Consider the following 21,755-nt stretch of genomic DNA (forward strand, 5'->3'; position numbering starts at 1 on the left):
TAAAAAGATAGTTTAGAAAATGCTTAACCAAAAAAATATATTACTACATCTAAAACATTTTTTGGTGATTTTATTTTTACCAATATTCTTATTTACAAATTGTAAAAAAGATAATAATAAGCAAACAAGTTTTAGAATTGATTTTAATGATAATCAAAATCAAAACTCACTAAAAAAACAATATCAATCAAATTCTAAGCATGAATGGAAAATAAAAAACAAGAAAATTGAATGTTTAGTTAGTAGAAAGAATAGAAGTGTAATACTTCTCGATAGGCTTTTATCAAAAGATATAGGAAATTTAGATATGAGTTTAAATATTGGTTTTTTCAATAAGAAAATTTCTAAAGAAAATAAAAATTGGGCGGGATTTAGTATCGGACAAAAAGATTATTCTTCAGAGAATATAAGTAAAATAGAACCTGAACACGGACTAAATCTTGGAATCAGTACCAATGGAGCATTATTTATTGGTAAACCAACCTTAAATCATAAAAATCAGATTATAATAAATAAATTATTTAATGGAATTATCTTGCATGTCAAAATCACTCCTATAGAAAGTAAGTACACAATCGATTTAACTGCTAAAGATATTGAAACTGAAAAAATGCTAGCAAGTATTTCAAAAAATAATATTTCTAATGAACAATTAAAAGGAAATATTTCTCTTGTTAGTAATTTTGTTGATACAAATAATAAAAATTCAGATTCTAAAAGTGTTTGGTTTTCAAGCTGGGAAATAAAAGGGAATAAATTATCAAAAAATAATTAAAATATTTAATCATAATTTCTTTAAAATTAGATTTTAATAATAAAATGGTATATTTAAGAACTGTTTTTACTTTATTTTAAGTAAATGTATAATATATGGCTAGCCCTCAAGAAGAATCTTTTGAAAACGTAGATGTTTTAGAAAAATACCAAGCTAATAAAAACACTATTTCAACTACAAAAAACCACAAAAGATTCGGCCAAAATTCATTGTTTTTGCAATGAAGACTTAAAGGAATTTCTTTTCAGAACTTCCTTTTTTATTGCAAAAAAAAAGGAATTTATTTACTATCATGAATAAACTTAAAAGAAATTTTCAACTCATTTTTTTAGTTATTACTAGCTTATTTATTTTTTCATGTAAAACAGATGAATCAAAAAAGGATTCTAAAAAGATAGAAAAAGTGTTGAATGAGAATTCATCTCACCAAGAAAGTAAAGAAGAATTTTATACAAGAATGCAATGGTGGAAAGACGCTAAATACGGTATGTTTATTCACTGGGGATTATATTCTGTTTTAGCAGGCGAATATAAAGGAGAGATTACGCCAAAAATTGCTGAATGGATTCAGAATACGTTAAAAATCCCACTATCAGAATATAAAAAATTAGTTAAAGAATTTAATCCACAAAAATTTGATGTAGATGCTTGGGTAGCTGTTGCTAAAGCAGCAGGTATGAAATACATTGTACTCACTTCAAAACATCATGATGGGTTTGCTTTATTTGACTCAAAAGTATCCAATTATGATATTATGAGTACGCCCTTTAAAAAAGACATTGTCAAGCAATTAAAAGATGCATGTCATAAAGGAGGTTTAAAATTCGGACTTTATTATTCTCATATGATCGATTGGGAGCATCCTCATGCGTATGTTGGAAAAGGTAGATTAAATCAGCGAATGAACACCTTAGATTATAGTCCAGATAACATGAATAGAGAAATCTATTTAAAAGAAAAATCAATTCCACAATTAAAAGAAATTTTAACTAATTATGGTAAAATCGATATTATTTGGTTTGATATGGGTGGTGGCTTATCTTCAGATGAAATTAAACATTTTGCTAAAACAGCAAGAGAATTACAACCTGAAATAATAATTAGCTCAAGAATTGGAGAATATGGAGTTCCAACAAAACTTGATAAAAAGATTGTATATGATTTTTATACTCCTTCTGATAATTACTTTACTGGTGATAATTTGCCAACTCCTTGGGAAATGTGCGGAACAACAAATACGTCTTGGGGATTTAGAAATGATGATACAGAATGGAGAAAACCTAAATTAATTTTAAATTCATTAATTGCAAGCGCAAGTAGAAATGGTAATTACCTTTTAAATGTTGGTCCCAAGGCTAATGGTGAACTCCCAAAAGAACCTATAAAAAATTTAAAAATTGTTGGGAGTTGGTTAAAATCAAATGGTGAAGCTATTTACGGTTCACATGGTTCATCTTTTCCTTGGAATTATGATTGGGGTTATATTACAGAGAAATCCAAAAAAATATATTTAAATATATTCAATTGGCCAGAAAATAATAGTATTGAATTAAATGGATTACTAACAGAGATTCAATCCATCACTCTTTTAAATAGTGAAGAAAAATTAAATTATAAACAAGAAGGCAGATTTCTTACTATTGATATTAGTAAAATTAAGAATAATGATTTAGCTACAGTAATTGTATTAAATCATAAAAACAAAAAGTTAAAAGTAGATACTGAAATATCACAATCTTTAAATAAAAAAATCAGATTAGATAGAATTTGTTCAACATATAATGAAGAAAAACAAGTGTCAACTTGGAGATTTAATATTCATGCCCCTGGAAAATTTAAAGTTGAAGTAATTAGCAATGAAAAAGCAAGACATTCAAATCCAAAATGGATTGGTTCAGAACAAAAAGGAGTAATTAAAATTGCTGATAAAATTATTCCTTTAGAATTAAAAAGAGATCAAGAGGAAATTAATAAATCATTGTTTTTCTATAAAAAAATAACAAGCAATGCAGGAGAAATAATTATTAATAAAAAAGGTAAATACAGCTTGAATTTAGAAGGGTTTAACATCAATGCAGGGAAATGGAAAAAAGGCCTAGGTTTAGATTATATTTTGTTGTCCCCTATTTAACAAATGTCAATGATTATTTAGATTTAATCAATAAAATATAATTACAACACAAACAATACAATCGATTGTATTTTTAGTTATATTTTATATATATTTGTTTTCAATTGATTGTTTACTGTTAAAATAGTCAAGATTAAAAACTAAGACTTAAAAGCTGAATTAAATTTTATAAATTCAGTTTAAAATAACATACTAATTATGAGAAAAATTTTCATCTTACCCATACTTGCTCTATTGATATTGAGTTCTTGTAACTCGGTTCAAAAGCAAAAAACTATAAAACTGGCTCATGGGTTAGATATTAGTCATCCTGTTCATAAAGCAATGGTTTTTATGGGACAAGAATTAGAAAGAAATTCTAACGGAACAATGAAGTTGGAAATTTATCCGAGTCAACAATTAGGTTCAGAACGTCAATGTTTAGAGTTATTACAAATTGGAAGCCTAGGTATGACTAAAGTTTCTGCTGCAGTAATGGAAAATTTTTCACCTAATATGAAAGTGTTAGGATTACCTTTTATCTTTAAAGGAAAAGAACATTCTTTTAGAGTTTTAGATGGTCCAATTGGCCAAGAATTATTAGATGGTGGAACAAAATATTGGTTAAAAGGTTTAGGATATTATGATGCAGGTAGTAGAAGTTTTTATACGAAAGAAAAACCAGTAAATAACCCTGATGATCTAAAAGGATTAAAAATTAGAGTGATGGAAAGTGTTACAGCCATGAATATGGTAAGTAATTTAGGTGGATCCCCTACTCCAATTTCTTTTGGTGAATTATATACATCATTACAACAAGGTGTCGTAGATGGAGCAGAAAATAATCCACCAAGTTTTTATTTATCTAGACACTATGAAGTATGTAAATACTATGCGTTAGATGAACATACTACAATTCCAGATGTATTAATTATGAGTACACATTTATGGGATAGTTTAACAGAGGAGCAACAAGGCTGGGTTACAAAAGCTTCAAATGCTTCTGTAAAACGTCAAAGAGAATTGTGGTCTGCATCCGAAAAAGAAGCTTTAGAAGCTGTTCAAAAAGCAGGTGTTACTGTAGTAAGACCAGATAAATCTGCATTTCAAGAAAAAGTATTATCAATGTATGATTCATATAAAGATGATAAAGAAATATATAGTTTGATTAACCGAATTCAGGAAACAAATTAATTATGGAGTTAAGAAAAAAAATAGATAAAATTCTAGGAGCTGCACTTGCAATTATAATGGGTGCAATGGTAATCAATGTATTATGGCAAGTATTTACCCGTTTTGTAACAAGCTCTCCAAGTTCTTTTACAGATGAATTGGCAAGATATTTAATGATTTGGGTAGGTGTTTTAGGAGCAGCATATATTTCTGGAAGAAGAATGCATGTAGCTATTGATTTATTACCAGCAAAATTGAATAAAGAAGGACAAATAAGACTTAAAAAAATAGCGAGTATTATCATTATCGCTTTTTGTTTTTTCGCATTGGTTGTTGGAGGTTTTAGATTAGTATATATAACCTATACTCTTGGACAATCTTCACCAGCATTACAAATACCTTTGGCATTTGTTTACTTAGTAATTCCAATTAGTGGAATTTTAATTATTTATTACAAAGTTTCTGACATTTTAAACAAACAATTCTAATGGAATATTTACCAGTAATTATATTAATAGTTAGTTTTTTAGGTTTATTATTAATTGGTGTTCCTGTAGCTTGGAGTATTGCAATTTCATCATTATTAACAATGATGGTTAGCATACCAACCATACCAGCCTTAACAACAGTTTCACAACGAATAGGAACAGGTTTAGATAGTTTTGCTTTATTGGCCATACCATTTTTTGTCCTCTCAGGTCAACTCATGAACAAAGGTGGAATTGCCCATCGATTAATTGATTTTGCAAAAACTTTAGTAGGTTCACTTCCAGGTGGATTGGCATTAATTAATGTTATTGCAGCTATGTTAATGGGAGCAATTGCAGGTTCAGCAATGGCATCTGCTTCTGCAATGGGTAGTATCTTAGGACCTGAAATGGAAAAAGAAGGGTATTCAAAAGAATTTGGAGCTGCAGTAAATATTACATCATCTACTACAGGATTAATAATCCCTCCAAGTAATGTATTAATTGTATATTCTTTAGCAAGTGGTGGTGTATCTATTGCTGCTTTATTTTTAGCTGGATATATTCCTGGAATCATAACTGGATTACTTTTAATGATAGTCGCGTCTTTCTGGGCAAAGAAAAAAGGCTATAAAGTTGGTAAGAGAAGTACATTAAAAGAAGTTGCTAGAACATTTGTAAGAGCATTTCCAAGTTTAATGTTGTTAGTGGTTGTAATTGGTGGAATTGTTGCAGGTATTTTTACTGCTACAGAAGCTTCTGCAATTGCTGTTTTATATACACTACTTTTAGGGTTCTATTATAAAGAAATTAAAACAAAAGACATTCCAGAAATTCTATTAGAATCTTGTGGAACAACTGCTATAGTTATGCTATTAATTGGTGCTTCTATGAGTATGTCTTGGGTGATGTCTTATGAAAATATTCCTCAAAATATTAGTAATTTATTATTAGGTGTAAGTGATAATCCAATTATCATTTTATTAATAATAAACTTGATATTATTATTTGTTGGAATCTTTATGGATATGACGCCTGCTGTTTTAATATTCACACCAATATTTTTACCAATTATCACTAAATTAGGAATGGATCCAGTTCAATTTGGAATCATGATGGTATTAAATCTTTGTGTAGGTTTATGTACACCACCCGTTGGTTCCGTCCTCTTTGTTGGAGTTGGAGTAGCAGGAACAACTATAGAAAAAGTCGTCAAACCGTTATTACCTCTTTTCCTGGCAATGATTGTTTCACTTTTATTAGTGGCTTATATTCCTCAATTAAGCTTATGGTTACCGAGCTTATTTGGATTATAAAAATTGAAAAAAAAATGTTATGATAAAATTTATTAAAAAATCTAGATTGGAATTATTTTTAGTGTTTTTTTATATATTAATATTTCTTAGTGGTTATATGATTATAAAAACATTTTAATTAATAAATATAGTATGAATATTTAATCTACCAAACCTTAATAGAATTGTATTTTTTGATTAATTTAGAAACTTATTTTTTAAATTAAATTAATGCAGAAAAATAAACCTACACTTGTCATACTTGCAGCAGGAATGGGTAGTAGATACGGAGGATTAAAACAAATGGATGTTTTTACTCCAGAAGGTGATACTATTATTGACTTTTCTTTGTTTGATGCATTAGAAGCTGGTTTTGGAAAATTTGTATTTATTATCAGAAAGAACTTCGAAACTGAATTTAAATTAGCGTTCGATAAAAAATTAAAAAATAAAGCTGAAGTAGTTTACGTTTTTCAGGAAGTAGAAAACATCCCTGTTAAATATTCTAATCAAAATCGTATTAAACCTTGGGGAACTGGTCATGCACTTTTAATGGCTAAAGAAGTAGTTTCAGAAAACTTCGCAGTTATAAACGCAGATGATTTTTATGGGAAAGAAGCTTTTATAGAAATGGCTAAGTCTCTTATAAATACAGATAAAAATTCATATGATTTTAAAATGATGGCGTATTTATTAAAAAATACGGTTTCAGATTTTGGATATGTTTCGAGAGGAGAATGTAAGGTGAATGGAGAAAATCACTTAACTGAAATTACTGAAAGAATTCATATTGAAAAAATTGACAATCTAATTCAATTTAAAGATGAAATTGGAGAAATATCAATCATAGATAAAAACACAATTGTTTCTATGAATTTTTGGGGGTTTTCTCCAAAAATATTTGACTATACAAGTAAATTATTTGAGCAATTTTTAGAAGAAAATCACAATGATTTAAAATCTGAATTTTATATTCCTTTAATTATCTCAGAATTTATTACCTCTAACAAGGCAACTGTTGAAGTTTTAAAATCAGATGCAAAATGGTTTGGCGTAACTTATAAAGAAGATAAAGAAGTTGTTCAAAAAGCAATTCAAGAGTTAAAAAGGAAAAATGTCTATCCTAAACATCTTTGGAATTAATGAATTTTCCTAAAGATGAATTAAAATTAATCTTTAACACTTTTAAACACAGAAGTGAAATCTCATCTATTTCAGAATTTATTTTTGGTCATATAAACGATACCTTTTTAATTAAGACAACACATAAACCTTATTATATTCTCCAACGCATTAATCAGAATGTTTTTATAGATATTCCAAGTCTAATTCACAATAAAGTTAGTGTCAGTAAACATATTTTGAAAAGGTTATCTCATTTATCCGAAGAAGAATTAAAACAAAAAGTTCTAACTTTTATTCCTTCTAAAAAGGAGGTTTTTTATCATATTGATGAAAAAGGAAATTACTGGAACTTGATGATTTTTATTGATAACAGTATAACTTTTGATCAAGTTCCAAATGAAGAAATTGCTTATGAAGGAGGAAAACTCTTTGGAGATTTTCTAAATCTTACAAATGATTTTGATGTCAATAAATTAATTGAAGTTATTCCTAACTTTCATAAAATGTCCTTTCGTTTTTCACAATTCCAAGAAGCTTTAAAAAATGCTTCCAAAAAGAGGATACTAGCAGCATCAGAATTAATTGAAAAAATAAAGGTAATTAAAGATAAAATGCATCAAATAGAAAAATATTTAAATAAAGGTGATATTAAATTAAGGGTAACACACAATGATACAAAAATTTCAAATGCACTTTTTGATAGTAATAATAAAGGACTTTGTGTTATAGATACGGATACTGTGATGCCTGGAATTATACATTATGATTTTGGCGATGCTATAAGAACAATTTGTAATTCTGCTGCAGAAGATGAAAAAAACTTAGATTTAGTTACCTTTAACCTCAACTTTTACAATGCTTATAAAAAAGGTTTTTTAGAAGAAGTGAAAAATACATTATCAGAATTAGATATAAAATTATTGCCTTTAGCAGTAAAAACAATGACTTTTATCATGGGAATTCGTTTTTTAACCGATTTTTTAAATAATGATACTTACTATAAAACTAAATATTCTGATCATAACCTTGTACGTGCAAAAAATCAATTTAAATTAATTGATAGTATGTCGAATCAACTTAAAATATAAATTCTAACTAAAATTTATGATTTCATTAAGCACATTAGATTACGCATTAATAATTTTATTTTTCTCAATTACTTTAGCTATAGGGATCTATGTATCTAAAAAGTCTGGAAAAAATTCATCTGAGTTTTTTCTTTCTGGCAGAACAATGCCTTGGTGGTTATTAGGTGTTTCAATGGTTGCAACTACTTTTTCTACCGACACACCAAACTTAGTAACAGATATTGTTAGAACTAACGGTGTTTCTGGTAATTGGGTTTGGTGGGCATTTTTATTAACAGGACTATTAACTGTTTTTGTCTATGCAAAACTTTGGAGAAAATCTAACGTAAAAACAGATTTAGAATTTTATAAATTACGATATGGCGGAAAACCAGCAGAGTTTCTTAGAAAATTTAGAGCAGTATATTTAGGTGTTATTTTTAATGTGATAACCATGTCTGCTGTAACATTAGCTGCTATAAAGATTGGCGGAATTATGTTAGGATTAGAACCTTGGCAAACAGTTATATCTGCAGGATTGATAACAGTCGTTTTTAGTGCTTTAGGTGGATTTAAAGGTGTAGTATACACAGATTTTATTTTGTTTTTTGTAGCTATGGCTGGAGCAATTGGCGCAGCATATTATTTAATTAATATTCCAGAAGTTGGTGGTTTAGATGCTTTATTAGCAAACGAAAATGTAGCAAATAAGCTTTCTATTTTACCAGATTTCTCAGATAAGAATGCCATAATTACACTTCTAATAATTCCGTTAGCAGTACAATGGTGGAGTTCTTGGTATCCTGGTGCAGAACCTGGTGGTGGTGGATATATTGCTCAAAGAATGTTAGCAGCTAAAGATGAAAATCATGCAATTGGTGCAACTTTCTTTTTTAATATTATGCATTATGCTTTACGTCCTTGGCCTTGGATTCTAGTTGCTTTAGCTTCATTAGTGGTATTTCCTGATTTAGCAAGTATTCAAGAAGCATTTCCTTCGATTTCAGATGATAAGCTAGGACATGATTTAGCGTATTCTGCGATGTTAACAAAATTACCAAGTGGTTTATTAGGACTAGTTTTAGCATCGTTAATTGCAGCTTATATGAGTACAATTTCAACACAATTAAATTGGGGTTCTTCCTATTTAGTATTTGATTTTTACAAACAACAAATAAATCCAAATGCTTCAGAAAAAAAATTAGTTGCAGTTGGTAGAATTTCTACAGTTATCCTCATGGTTTTAAGTGCTGCATTGGCATTATTACTTCAAAATGCGATGCAGATATTCGATTTACTTTTAGTTTTTGGAGCTGGAACTGGACTAATTTTTATATTACGTTGGTTTTGGTGGCGAATAAATTCTTGGAGTGAAATAACAGCAATGTTTGCATCTGGAATTATATCAATCTTACTTAAATTAACACCCTTAGGAGAAACATTATTTGGAGCAGAAAACGGAATTTTTGAAAGCTATTTACAATATCCTTTTGTTGTTTTAGTCACAACAGTTATATGGTTAATTGCTACTTTTATGACACAACCAGAAAGTCAAGAAGTACTCCAAAGTTTCTATAAAAAAACGCAACCAGGTGGACCAGGTTGGTCAAAAGTTGTCAACAAAGCAACTATCAATAATATTACGATTAAAGAAAACACAGAATCTTGGAGCGTTCCTTCAGGTATTTTAGCAATGCTACTAGGTTGTGTGTTAATTTATAGTTGTATGTTTGCTACAGGATATTGGATTTATGGTGAATATAAAAGTGCTATCATTACGATAAGTCTTGCCATAATATCAGGTTTCTTACTTATAAAAACTTGGAAAAAAGTAAAAGCCAATATTTTATAAAGACATTAATTTAAAAGTATAACTAAACAGATGAGCAATTATCATATAAAACATTTAGAAGAATATTATCAAGTTTACAGAAAATCAATTCAAGAGCCTGAAAATTTTTGGGAAGAAATAGCTGAAGAGCATTTTGTATGGAGAAAAAAATGGGACAAAGTTCTAGATTGGGACTTTAACAAACCTGAAGTTAAGTGGTTTCAAGGTGCGAAATTGAATATTACAGAAAATTGTATCGATAGGCATTTGGCTACTCGAGGAGATAAAACTGCTATACTTTTTGAACCTAACGATCTCAATGAAGTTGCTGAACACATCACTTATAACCAACTACATAAACGCGTAAATCAATTTGCAAATGTTTTAAAAGAACAAGGTGTAAAAAAAGGAGATCGTGTTTGTATTTATGTTCCGATGATTCCTGAATTGGCAATATCAGTATTAGCATGTGCAAGAATTGGTGCTATCCATTCTGTTGTATTTGCAGGATTTTCGGCAACAGCTTTAGCGACACGGATTAATGATTCTGATTGTAAAATGGTAATTACCGCCGATGGTTCATATAGGGGTTCAAAAACAATTGATCTAAAAGGAATTGTAGACGAAGCCTTAGAACAATGCACTTGCGTAGAAACGGTTTTGGTAGCAAAACGTATTCAATCAAACATCAACATGAAAGAAGGTCGTGATAAATGGTTGCAACCTCTTTTAGATAAAGCATCAGCTGCATGTGAAGCAGAAATAATGGATGCTGAAGATCCGTTATTTATACTATACACTTCGGGTTCTACAGGAATGCCAAAAGGTATGGTTCATACAACTGCAGGCTATATGGTTTATAGTGCTTACACGTTTAAAAATGCATTTCAATATAAAGAAAACGATGTGTATTGGTGTACCGCAGATATTGGTTGGATTACAGGACACAGTTATATTGTTTACGGCCCATTAGCAAACGGTGCAACTACTGTGATGTTTGAAGGTGTACCGAGTTATCCTGATTATGGTCGCTTTTGGAATATTGTTGAAAAGCATAAAGTGAATCAGTTTTATACAGCGCCAACTGCCATAAGAGCATTAGCAAAACAAGGCGTTGAATTAGTTGACAAATACGATTTATCTTCTTTAAAAGTTCTAGGGTCTGTTGGTGAACCGATAAATGAAGAAGCATGGCATTGGTATAATGATGTTGTTGGAAAAAAGAAAAGTCCGATTATAGACTCATGGTGGCAAACAGAAACTGGCGGAATTATGATTACACCAATTCCTTATGTTACACCTACAAAACCAACGTATGCAACCTTACCATTTATTGGAATTCAACCAGCCATTATGGATGAAAACGGAAACGAATTAGAAGGTAATCAAGTTGAAGGTCGTTTGTGTATAAAATTTCCATGGCCAAGTATTGCAAGAACCATTTGGGGAAATCACCAACGTTATAAAGACACCTATTTTTCTGCTTTTGAAAATATGTATTTTACTGGTGATGGATCACTTAGAGATGAAGTTGGCTATTATAGAATTACTGGTAGAGTTGATGATGTAATTATTGTTTCTGGTCATAATTTAGGAACGGCGCCTATTGAAGATGCAATCAATGAACATCAAGCAGTAGCAGAATCGGCAATTGTTGGCTTTCCGCACGATATAAAAGGAAGTGCATTATACGGTTACATTACCTTAAAAGATAGTGGAGAAGATAGAAACCACGATAATTTACGTAAAGAAATCAATCAACTTATATCTGATAAAATAGGTCCAATTGCGAAACTAAATAAAATTCAATTTACAGAAGGATTGCCAAAAACACGTAGCGGTAAAATTATGCGACGTATTTTACGTAAAATAGCTTCTAATGACACCTCTAATTTAGGAGATACTTCAACCCTTCTTAACCCAGAAGTTGTAAATGACATTATAAAGGAATCTCTTTAACATGATGCTAAAGCTTTGATTTAATTAGTGAAGTTGACGACTAATTAAACACCTCTTATTGTTTTTGAACGATACCCCCCTTAAAAATGACTCATATATTCCTTTATAAATGTAAATAAAAAAAGAAATTTACATTTTCTAAAAAAGAAATAATACAACCATAATTAACATCAATTAATATAATGTTTTTTAGGTGTATTTTTTTTTAATAAGAAAAATCAATTTATCAACAAAATTAACCCTTGACCTAAAATTAGACTCGTATGAGAATATTAAAATTTGGATGTATTCTACTAACTATTTGTATAATCCAATCTTGTAATTCAGTAAAAGAGGAAACTACTTTAAAATCATCAACTGCCAAATTAGAATTAGCAGAAAAACAATTATCTCTTTTATTATCTGATGCTGAAAAAGCAAACAAAAATCCAAGAACTTTAAATGCAGATGGAGAAATGCATTGGGTTAGAGATGGTTTTGATTGGACAGAAGGTTTTTTTCCAGGGAGTTGTTGGTATTTATACGAAGCTACAAAAAATGAAAAGTGGAAAAATGCAGCAGAAAAATTTCAAGCATTATATGAAGATCATAAGTATAAAACTACAAATCACGATTTAGGTTTTATTTTCAATTGCTCATACGGAAACGGATATAAATCAACTAATAATGAAGCTTTTAAAAATGTAATGATTACAGCAGCAGATTCATTATCAACACGTTTTAATCCTAATGTAGGTGCAATAAAAAGCTGGGATGTAGATGGTGGATGGCAAGCTAAAAGAGGATGGAAATATCCTGTTATTGTTGATAACATGATGAACCTTGAACTTTTATTTAAAGCAAGTGAAATTACAGGAAAAGATACTTATAAAAATATAGCAATCACACATGCAAACACAACTATTAAAAATCATTTTAGAGAAAACAATAGTTCATTTCACGTTATAGATTATGATCCAGAAACTGGGGCTGTAAGAAGTAAAGAAACTGCACAAGGATTTGCAAACACAAGTTCTTGGGCAAGAGGTCAAGCATGGGGAATTTACGGATATGTTGTTTCTTTTAGGTATACGCAAGATCAAACATATTTAGATCAAGCTAAAAAAATAGCTGATTATATTATTAATTTTGAAGGAACACCAGAAGATGGCATCCCTTATTGGGATTATCATGCAGGTAAAATCCCTAACGAACCTAGAGATGTTTCTGCAGCTGCAATTACAGCTTCTGCTTTAATCGAACTTGATGGATATACAAAAGAATCTTATCTACCAGCTATTGACAAAATAATGAATTCTTTAGCAACTGATGAATACACAGCTAAAATAGGTGAAAACAAAAATTTTATTTTAAAACATAGTGTTGGGAGTATTCCACATAACAATGAAATTGATGTTCCATTAAATTATGCTGATTATTATTATATTGAAGCTTTATTAAGATATAAAAACAGGTATAATAAATAATACAACAATTTAACAAACAACTATTAAAACAATTTCTAGGATTAACTTAGAGATTGTTTTTTTTTACACTACATTTAAAGAGTATAGTAATATTATTGATTATGAAAATCGTATTAAAAATTTGTTTATTAATATTCTGTGTTATAGCTATAAGTTGTAAAAATGAAAAAGAACAACTAGCTAAAGAAAATATAAAAAGCGATAAAAAACCCAATATTTTAATCATCTATCCAGATCAATTAAGAAGATACAGTGCTGGTTTTTGGTCAGAAGACAAATACAAAAAACATGTTATTGGAAAACCAGATCCAGTGGTAACACCAAACATGGATAAATTAGCAAAAAACGGTGTGGTTTTCACACAAGCAATAAGTAATTTTCCGCTATGCAGTCCAGCAAGAGGAATGTTACTATCTGGTATGTATCCTGAACAAAACGGGATTTGGAATAACTGTAGAAAAGACAGGAAAGATAAATTAAAAGATGAAATTCCAACTATTACCGATTTATTTTATGATGCAGGCTACAACACCTCTTACTTCGGAAAATGTCATTGGTTAAATAACGACCCTTTGTTTGATAATAAAGGTAATTATGTTGGCACAATAGAAGAACCTGGAGGTCATTATCTTAATAAATACGACACCTATATTCCACCAGGTAAATCAAGACATAGCATAGAATATTTTTATCAATCTGTAAAAGATGCACATGTAGATCCTTTAGTCTTTTCTAATATTCCAAACACTATTGAAGGTAAAAAAGATGGAGAGCTACATCAACCAAAAATCTTTACACCTAAAAATGAGGCGCAAAAAATAGTTGAATACCTTCAAAACAAAAATTCTGAAAGAGATAATAACAAGCCATTTTGTATGATTTGGTCTCTTAATCCTCCACATAATCCTTGGAATGATAAAAATACAGATATGGAGATGCTTAAAAAGCATTATGATACTGATAAATTTCCGAAGATTGATTCAACTTTAGTTGTAAGAAAAAATGCAGATTTAAAAATTGCAAAATATGCACGACATTATTTTGCAAATGTTACTAGTGTAGATAAATACATTGGTATTGTTATAGAAGAATTAAAAAAACAAAATCAATTAGACAATACCATTATTATTTTAAGTTCAGATCATGGTGAATTATTAGGAAGCCATGGAAAAAAAGGAAAAAACATCATAGAAATGGAAGCAATGGCTGTCCCCTTTACAATACATTGGCCTAAAGGCATAAAAGCTGGTACTATTAATAACACATTATTAAGTGTTCCAGATGTTTTACCAACTTCAATGGGACTTGCAGGGTTAAAAAATAACATACCGAATGAAGTTGAAGGAATTGATTTTTCAAAAAATATTACTAAGCCTTCAAGTAATTATAAAAACAAACCGGAAAGTATTTTATTATTACTAAGTAATTCAAGAGGAATATTAACCGATAGGTATACACTTTGTATTACTGGTGGTAAAAAACCTTTTGAAGCATTTATTTATGATAATGTAAATGACCCATATCAACTTAATAAAATATCTTTTAATGAAAAACCTAAAATTGCCACTCAATTACTCAAACAATTGGGTGAAAAATTAATTGCTACAAATGATCCTTGGTATAAAAAAAGGAGATATAAAAAAATCATACCTTATACAAAAACCCAGTGACAGTAAGGTTTTTTTATAAAAAAATCATTAAATGAACATTTACCCCCCTTATTTTGATTCATTTAGAACCTAAAAACACTAACATATTAATTATGTTTGTATAACTTTAATCAATAAATATTTTAAATTATGAAAAAAATTACTTTATTATTTGCTTTACTAATAACATTTAGTTTTGCAAACGCACAAACAGATTTTACTGAGAATTTTGACACACTTACTCATAATGTTTGGCATAATGATCACGATGATCCTGTTAATGAAGAACAAACACTTGGCTGGGATCGTAAATGGAAATTAAAAGATGTTAAAGCTGAAAAACCAGGTAGATACGACAGTTCATTTTCATTAGCTGGAAGATATAATACCGAAAAATCAGCACTAACAGCTTACGACTTACCAGGAGGGATAAGTAAAGTAGCTTTTAATGTAGCTCAATATTGGGGAAATCCTACAACAGGTGTTGGCGGTTTTAAAATATTCATTGACGATCAGTGGGTGAAGGATGTTAAAGCTACTGTTACAGGCAAATATCAAGTATCTGAAGCTATAACAGGTGCTGATGATAGTAAACTACGTACTTTAAGAATAGAATGGTTTTGTTTTGATTGTGCAGATGGAGAAAAGCAAAATGCTGCTATAAGTAATGTTACAATTACAACAGCTACTACATTAAGTCTAGAAAACAATACTTTAAGTAAATCTTTAACTATATACCCAAACCCTGCTAATGGTTTATTAAACGTTAAACTTAACAACAATGTTGCTGCAAAAAGAGTACAATTAGTTGACTTAACTGGTAAATCTGTTTATAGCAGTAATAATGCTAAAGCAATCAACGTAAGTAAATTTGCTAGAGGTTTATATATCTTAAAAGTAACTTCTAATGATGGAGCTACTGCTAGTAAAAAAGTTGTTTTACATTAAACTACCTTTTTAATATAAAATTAAAAAATCTCTAAGAATAGTATTCTTAGAGATTTTTTTTATCCGAAAGGGAGAATTACTTTAAAAATAAAAAACCTTGTGAAATTTCACAAGGTTTTTTATTTTTAATTAATGTAGTCGGGGTGGCAGGATTCGAACCTGCGACCTCCTCGTCCCAAACGAGGCGCGATGACCGGGCTACGCTACACCCCGAGGCAATTCTTAGCGGAGAGACAGGGACTCGAACCCTGGCGACAGTTTCCCGTCGACAGATTAGCAATCTGCTGCATTACCACTCTGCCACCTCTCCTCGACTTTAATACTAAATGTATTAGTAAAAATTGCGAGTGCAAATGTAATATTAGAATTACAAATTAGCAAACCTTTTTAATTATTAATTTGATTATTTTAGTCTGGGTACTCTACTCTAAGATGATAGATATTTAATAGCTTCTTTTTTATTATTTTTTTAATTACCTCTATCTCTCTAAAAGTAATATCAGAATTTACAAATTGATTATCATTTTTTTGCTTTTCAACAATTTTATTAATCAATTCATCTATAGATTGTGCTGTAGGGTTTTTAATACTTTTTGTTGCAGCTTCTGCTGCATCGCAAATCATTAAAATAGCAGTTTCTTTAGAAAAAGGAATGGGTCCATTATATTTAAATTTATTTACATCAACTTTTACATCTGGATTTGAATCTTGCTCTTTCTTATAAAAATAATACACTAAGCTTGTTCCATGATGTGTTCTAATAAAATCAATTATTCTATCTGGTAATCTATGCTGTTTAGCTAATTCTATTCCTTTAATAACATGATCTAAAATAATAGTTGCACTATCTCTAGGCGATAAATCATTGTGTGGGTTTACACTTGTGGATTGATTTTCTATAAAATACATTGGATTCAACATTTTACCAATATCATGATATAATGCACCTGTCCTTACCAACATAGAATTAGCACCAATTTCATTTGCCGCTGCTTCAGCTAAATTAGCTACTTGCATTGAGTGCTGAAATGTTCCAGGTGCTTTTTCATTCAATTCTCTTAATAACTTGGTATTTGTATTAGAAAGTTCTAATAAAGTAACATCAGACACTAAACCAAACATTTTTTCATACATATAAATTAAGAAAACAGCTAAAAACGATAAAACTCCATTCGCTGCAAATAACCCGAAGTATGTAAAGTTTAACGACGATGCATTTCCTTCTTTTATAATAGAAAAAGCAAAATAAGTAATCATATAAATCAAGGTAATTTGACCTATAGAAATAAATAAATTCGCTCGTTTGTATAATTCTGAAACTGTAAGAATTGTTACGATACCAGCAATTATATGCAAGTAAATAAACTCGAAACTATTAGGCACAATAAATCCTAATAACAATACTGTTAACACATGTGTAAACAACCCTAAACGCGCATCAAAGAAAGCTTTGATAATAATTGGTAACACACTTAATGGCACAATGTATAAATAATCTGAGTTGTATTTTATAACAAGAGTCTGCACCAAAATCATCAATAAAACATTAAAAAAAATAAAGGTTACTTTCGTATTATTATTATAAATTTCTACTCTATATTTTTTTAGAAAGAGTAATAACATCAATAATGCTAAAGAAACTAAAATTGAATATCCAAAAACAATCCAATTGTAATTAGATTCTGTCCAAACTTTAGATTCAGACTCCTGTTTTAAAGAGTTTAACACTGCAAAATTTCTTCCTTCTACTATATCACCCTTTAAAATAATAAGCTCATCTTTCGACACTTTTCCTTTTGTATAGGAAATATTATTAAAGGATTCTTCAATAACTTTTTGAGTAAAATCATCATCATAAAAAACATTCGGTTTTATTATCTCTGATAAAATATTTAAAAGAATATCTTGTTGAAAATTAAAAGGTTTATCTCCTAAACTATTAGTTATTGTTTTAAAAACTTCATTGGAAATTAGCACTTTTTTATGCGAAATTTCTTCAACCTCATTTCCTTTTCGTAAAACGATAAGATCTTTTTTAATTTTACTTTGACTAGCTACATCTATAAATCCACTTTTATAAACTTTTTTTATAATATAATTTCCTTGACTTTCAAGTTTTACAATATCAGGTTCCGTTAAAGAATCATTCACCTGGATTCGGTCTATATTACTTTTAAAATTATCTTCTACTTCATTGACAGCTTCAATATTGTAAAGAAAAAACTGCTTAGCATCTCTTTCTATAGATTCTTTTTCTACACTTATTTCTTCATCAGATTTTTGAATTGCTAAGTCTGAAGGCGCATATAGATTATCATATTGCCAAGGCTTCCCTTTTGTAAAATCATACTTAAATTGGCCACCTTTTGGAAATAAATAAACAACAGATATTGTAGTTATTAAAAACAATACTACTTTGTAAATAATAGCATTATTCTTTGATAATTTATTGATGAATGAACTCATAGAATTAGATTAGTTTATAGTGATAAACTTTTTGCAAAATACAAATATTAATATGATTTTGATAGTTTGATTTACTAATACTAGTAATAAAATGGTATTTTTGTTAAATACAAATTAAACCGAAAATTTAATGAAAGATGTAGTTATAGTTTCTGTTGCTAGAACACCAATAGGGAGTTTTATGGGGAGTTTATCTTCTATTCCAGCACCAGAATTAGGTTCAATTGCTATAAAAGGAGCTTTAGAAAAGATTAATTTATCTCCAGATAATGTTAATGAAGTTTTTATGGGAAATGTTGTTTCTGCTGGTTTAGGACAAGCTCCCGCCCGTCAGGCTGCACTTTTTGCAGGAATTCCAGACACAGTACCTTGTACAACTATTAATAAAGTTTGTTCTTCCGGAATGAAATCTATTATGCTAGCTGCACAATCCATTGCTTTAGGTGATGCTGATATTGTGGTTGCCGGTGGTATGGAAAATATGAGTTCAATTCCACATTATTTTCATGCAAGAAAGGGAACCAAATTTGGCCCTACTAAAATGGAGGATGGAATGCAGAAAGATGGTTTAGTTGATGCATATGATAAAAACGCCATGGGAGTTTGTGCTGATGCATGCGCTACTGAATATAATTTCTCAAGAGAAGATCAAGATGCTTTTGCTATTGAATCTTACAATCGTTCTGCAAAAGCTTGGAAAGAAGGTAAGTTTGCAGATGAAGTTGTCCCTGTAGAAATTCCACAAAGACGAGGAGAATCAATTATTTTTTCTGAAGATGAAGAATATAAGAACGTAAAAATGGAGAAAATTCCTGCTTTACGTGCTGCTTTTACCAAAGAAGGAACGGTAACTGCTGCCAATGCTTCAACAATTAATGATGGTGGCGCAGCCCTAGTGCTAATGTCTGCTGAAAAAGCAAAAGAATTAAAAATAACACCATTAGCAAAAATTAAAAGTTATGCAGATGCTGCGCAAGAACCAAAATGGTTTACAACTGCTCCTGCTAAAGCGTTACCAAAAGCATTGGCAAAAGCTAATATTTCTATTGATGATGTAGATTATTTTGAATTAAATGAAGCTTTTTCTGTTGTTGGTTTAGCAAATATGAAAATACTTGGTTTAACTGATAAAAATGTAAATGTAAACGGTGGAGCTGTGTCTTTAGGACATCCATTAGGAGTTTCTGGAGCTAGAATCATTATTGCATTAACCAATATTTTACATCAAAATAATGCTAAGATAGGTGCAGCTGGAATTTGTAATGGCGGTGGTGGTGCAAGTGCCATGATACTTGAAAAAATATAATTATTTAATAACAATAGAAAACCAATAAAAAATTGTCTTACGGCATTTGTAATTTAAGTATTGTTCCTCTTCGATTAGAGTCTACTGATACATCAGAAATGGTGAATCAAGTATTGTTTGGTGAACATTTTAAAGTTCTTGAAAGAGAAAACAAATGGAGTAAAATTTCTTTACATTTTGATAGTTACGAAGGTTATATTGATAATAAACAGTTTGAAGAAATTTCTGAAGAAACATATCATCAGTTATCAGAAGAAAATCCAAAATATAGTGGTGAGCTAATTGATTTTATTACCAATAATACAAGTCAACTTTCTACCATTTCTATAGGGTCTAGATTGCCTTTTTTACATAATCATAGTTTCAATATAAATGATCGTATTTTTTCATATAAAGGAATTACTTTTTCAGAAAAACTACCTAAATCAGAAATCGTACAAAAAGCTTTTTTATTTTTAAATACACCCTACTTATGGGGAGGGAAAACACCCTTCGGAATTGATTGCTCTGGTTTTACTCAGTTGGTTTACAAACTATGTGGACATCAATTATTAAGAGACGCTAAAGAACAAGCAACGCAAGGAGAAGTGTTAAGTTTTATTGAAGAAAGTGAACCTGGAGATTTAGCTTTTTTTGATAATGAAGAAGGCACTATTACACATGTTGGAATCATTATGAAAGATTATAATATTATACATGCTCATGGTAAAGTACGTATTGATAAATTAGATCATAGCGGTATTTATAATGTAGATACACAACAACATTCTCACAAACTCAGAGTCATTAAAAAAATGATATAAAAAAACCGAAACAATTTGTTTCGGTTTTTTTATATACATCTAAACTTTAGTTTAGTTTGTTTTCATTGATTTATACAAAGCTCTAAATTTATCTGCCTTTTCTTCCATTTCTAGTGTATCATATAAATTTAGTAAAGTTCTAACAGTATCAATATCTCTTTCTAACTCATCAGCTTTTTCTAAATAAGGTATTGCTTCTTTATGAACAGCTTTTTGTTCCAATTCTAACGCATCATACTTTTTAAAGTTATCTAAATTATTGTTCATTTCTTCAATAATAGATTTCTCTTTATCTAAAACAGCAACTGCTAAATTCATATATGCATCTCTGTAATCTGGCTTTAACTCAATTGCTTTTTTGTAATATTTTTTAGCATCATCAACTCTTTTTTGATTCATACTAACAACCCCTAAGTTATAAAACAATGTTGGATTTGTTGGATCTAACTCAGTTGCTTCTTTCATTAACTCTCCAAATTTATCCATCCTTTTTAACTTAATGTATAAATCTGCTTCAGTTAATAATAAATCAAGGTCTTTAGGATCAGATTTTCTAGCTTCTTGCACAGCAGCAATCGCTTCTTCTGTTTTCCCTAATTTAATATACACTAAACCAATTTGCTTTACAATTGTAGCTTGCTTAGATTCTGAAGTTTTATTCTCTGGATTTGTATACGATCCAGATTTAACCATTAAATCTCTTTGTGGTTTAGAACCTAAGTTTTCTACCTTACCTGTCTCCTTATTTGTTGCTAGGTATTCTTTAACAATTCCTTTATAATTTATTTTTTTCAGCTCTGAAAAATATTTTAAAGAAGCTTCATATTCTTCCGCTTGTGATGCAGAAATTGCTGCATTATACAAATGAGAAGTATCTTTAGGACTTAATAAATAAGTTAAATAAAAACTTTCTGAAGCTGCTTTATAATTTTTATCTTTTGAATATAAATTAGCCGCTTTTGTAGACGAATCATCTACTAATTTATTAAGCAAAGGTTTAGCTTTAGCTGTATACTTAGCTTTACCAGTTTCTTTTTCATGCTTCATTAACATATTAAAAGCTTCGGCAGCCATTTTAAAATCTTTCTTTCCTGCAAAAACTTGTCCTTTTGTAAAGTAAAAAAGTGCCTTTTGCTTAGCATCCATATTTCCAATTAAACCTTCGGCAGAATTAATTGCAGCCAAAGCAGTTGAAAAATCGCTCTTCTTTAATGCTTTACTCGCAGCTTTTAATTCGTTCTTTTGTGCAAACGCTCCAATTGTCATTAATCCGAGAGAAAGTGCTAAAATTTGTTTTTTCATTATAAGTTAATTT

16 protein-coding genes and 2 tRNA genes are annotated in these 21,755 nt (G+C 29.7%); 14 read left to right on the forward strand and 4 right to left on the reverse strand.

Annotated features, from left to right (window positions below; genetic code table 11):
* Nucleotides 1–64 precede the first annotated feature (64 nt).
* The 12 genes from OD91_RS04445 to OD91_RS04500 all read left to right on the forward strand — a co-directional run bounded on the left by OD91_RS04445 (nucleotide 65) and on the right by OD91_RS04500 (nucleotide 15,865).
* Complete coding sequence (locus OD91_RS04445; protein WP_144895189.1) at nucleotides 65–775, forward strand: hypothetical protein; 711 nt, start codon at nucleotides 65–67, stop codon at nucleotides 773–775.
* 292 nt (nucleotides 776–1,067) lie between these two features.
* The gene (locus OD91_RS04450) at nucleotides 1,068–2,906 is read left to right on the forward strand and encodes an alpha-L-fucosidase (protein WP_144895190.1); all 1,839 of its coding nucleotides are present in this window, start codon (nucleotides 1,068–1,070) and stop codon (nucleotides 2,904–2,906) included.
* A 198-nt stretch (nucleotides 2,907–3,104) separates the two neighbouring features.
* Complete coding sequence (locus OD91_RS04455; RefSeq protein WP_144895191.1) at nucleotides 3,105–4,079, forward strand: TRAP transporter substrate-binding protein; 975 nt, start codon at nucleotides 3,105–3,107, stop codon at nucleotides 4,077–4,079.
* 2 nt (nucleotides 4,080–4,081) lie between these two features.
* Nucleotides 4,082–4,546 carry a TRAP transporter small permease gene (locus OD91_RS04460; protein ID WP_144895192.1) on the forward strand — a complete coding sequence of 155 codons (465 nt, stop codon included), beginning with the start codon at nucleotides 4,082–4,084 and terminating at the stop codon, nucleotides 4,544–4,546.
* On the forward strand, nucleotides 4,546–5,841 hold the full coding sequence (locus OD91_RS04465; RefSeq protein ID WP_144895193.1) for a TRAP transporter large permease: 1,296 nt from the start codon (nucleotides 4,546–4,548) through the stop codon (nucleotides 5,839–5,841). Before OD91_RS04460 ends, OD91_RS04465 begins: the two co-directional genes overlap by 1 nt.
* A 210-nt stretch (nucleotides 5,842–6,051) precedes the next feature.
* Nucleotides 6,052–6,963 carry a sugar phosphate nucleotidyltransferase gene (locus tag OD91_RS04470; protein ID WP_144895194.1) on the forward strand — a complete coding sequence of 304 codons (912 nt, stop codon included), beginning with the start codon at nucleotides 6,052–6,054 and terminating at the stop codon, nucleotides 6,961–6,963.
* The gene (locus tag OD91_RS04475; protein WP_144895195.1) at nucleotides 6,963–8,033 is read left to right on the forward strand and encodes a phosphotransferase enzyme family protein; all 1,071 of its coding nucleotides are present in this window, start codon (nucleotides 6,963–6,965) and stop codon (nucleotides 8,031–8,033) included. Before OD91_RS04470 ends, OD91_RS04475 begins: the two co-directional genes overlap by 1 nt.
* A 16-nt stretch (nucleotides 8,034–8,049) precedes the next feature.
* Complete coding sequence (locus OD91_RS04480; RefSeq protein WP_144895196.1) at nucleotides 8,050–9,864, forward strand: sodium:solute symporter family protein; 1,815 nt, start codon at nucleotides 8,050–8,052, stop codon at nucleotides 9,862–9,864.
* Between the two features lie 30 nt (nucleotides 9,865–9,894).
* Nucleotides 9,895–11,802 carry an acetate--CoA ligase gene (gene acs / locus OD91_RS04485; RefSeq protein ID WP_144895197.1) on the forward strand — a complete coding sequence of 636 codons (1,908 nt, stop codon included), beginning with the start codon at nucleotides 9,895–9,897 and terminating at the stop codon, nucleotides 11,800–11,802.
* Nucleotides 11,803–12,065: 263 nt separating this feature from the next.
* Nucleotides 12,066–13,268 (forward strand): glycoside hydrolase family 88 protein, encoded by a 1,203-nt coding sequence (locus OD91_RS04490; protein WP_144895198.1) that lies wholly within the window; start codon nucleotides 12,066–12,068, stop codon nucleotides 13,266–13,268.
* 101 nt (nucleotides 13,269–13,369) lie between these two features.
* Nucleotides 13,370–14,938 carry a sulfatase gene (locus OD91_RS04495; protein WP_144895199.1) on the forward strand — a complete coding sequence of 523 codons (1,569 nt, stop codon included), beginning with the start codon at nucleotides 13,370–13,372 and terminating at the stop codon, nucleotides 14,936–14,938.
* Nucleotides 14,939–15,067: 129 nt separating this feature from the next.
* On the forward strand, nucleotides 15,068–15,865 hold the full coding sequence (locus OD91_RS04500; protein ID WP_144895200.1) for a T9SS type A sorting domain-containing protein: 798 nt from the start codon (nucleotides 15,068–15,070) through the stop codon (nucleotides 15,863–15,865).
* Between the two features lie 138 nt (nucleotides 15,866–16,003).
* Here OD91_RS04500 and OD91_RS04505 read toward each other — a convergent pair.
* From OD91_RS04505 to OD91_RS04515, 3 genes are all read right to left on the reverse strand, one after another.
* A tRNA-Pro gene (locus tag OD91_RS04505) sits at nucleotides 16,004–16,078 on the reverse strand.
* Between the two features lie 13 nt (nucleotides 16,079–16,091).
* Nucleotides 16,092–16,175 (reverse strand) — tRNA-Ser (locus OD91_RS04510).
* 98 nt (nucleotides 16,176–16,273) lie between these two features.
* Nucleotides 16,274–18,331 (reverse strand): HD family phosphohydrolase, encoded by a 2,058-nt coding sequence (locus tag OD91_RS04515; RefSeq protein ID WP_144895201.1) that lies wholly within the window; start codon nucleotides 18,329–18,331, stop codon nucleotides 16,274–16,276.
* A 130-nt stretch (nucleotides 18,332–18,461) separates the two neighbouring features.
* Here OD91_RS04515 and OD91_RS04520 point away from each other — a divergent pair, with 130 nt between their 5' ends.
* Nucleotides 18,462–19,637, forward strand: a complete 1,176-nt coding sequence (locus tag OD91_RS04520; protein WP_144895202.1) for an acetyl-CoA C-acyltransferase — start codon at nucleotides 18,462–18,464, stop codon at nucleotides 19,635–19,637.
* Between the two features lie 32 nt (nucleotides 19,638–19,669).
* The gene (locus OD91_RS04525; protein WP_144895203.1) at nucleotides 19,670–20,440 is read left to right on the forward strand and encodes a C40 family peptidase; all 771 of its coding nucleotides are present in this window, start codon (nucleotides 19,670–19,672) and stop codon (nucleotides 20,438–20,440) included.
* Between the two features lie 51 nt (nucleotides 20,441–20,491).
* Here OD91_RS04525 and OD91_RS04530 read toward each other — a convergent pair whose 3' ends face one another.
* The gene (locus tag OD91_RS04530) at nucleotides 20,492–21,742 is read right to left on the reverse strand and encodes a tetratricopeptide repeat protein (RefSeq protein ID WP_144895204.1); all 1,251 of its coding nucleotides are present in this window, start codon (nucleotides 21,740–21,742) and stop codon (nucleotides 20,492–20,494) included.
* Between the last annotated feature and the right edge of the window lie 13 nt (nucleotides 21,743–21,755).

Source organism: Lutibacter sp. Hel_I_33_5, assembly GCF_007827455.1.
Classification (GTDB): Bacteria; Bacteroidota; Bacteroidia; order Flavobacteriales; family Flavobacteriaceae; genus Polaribacter.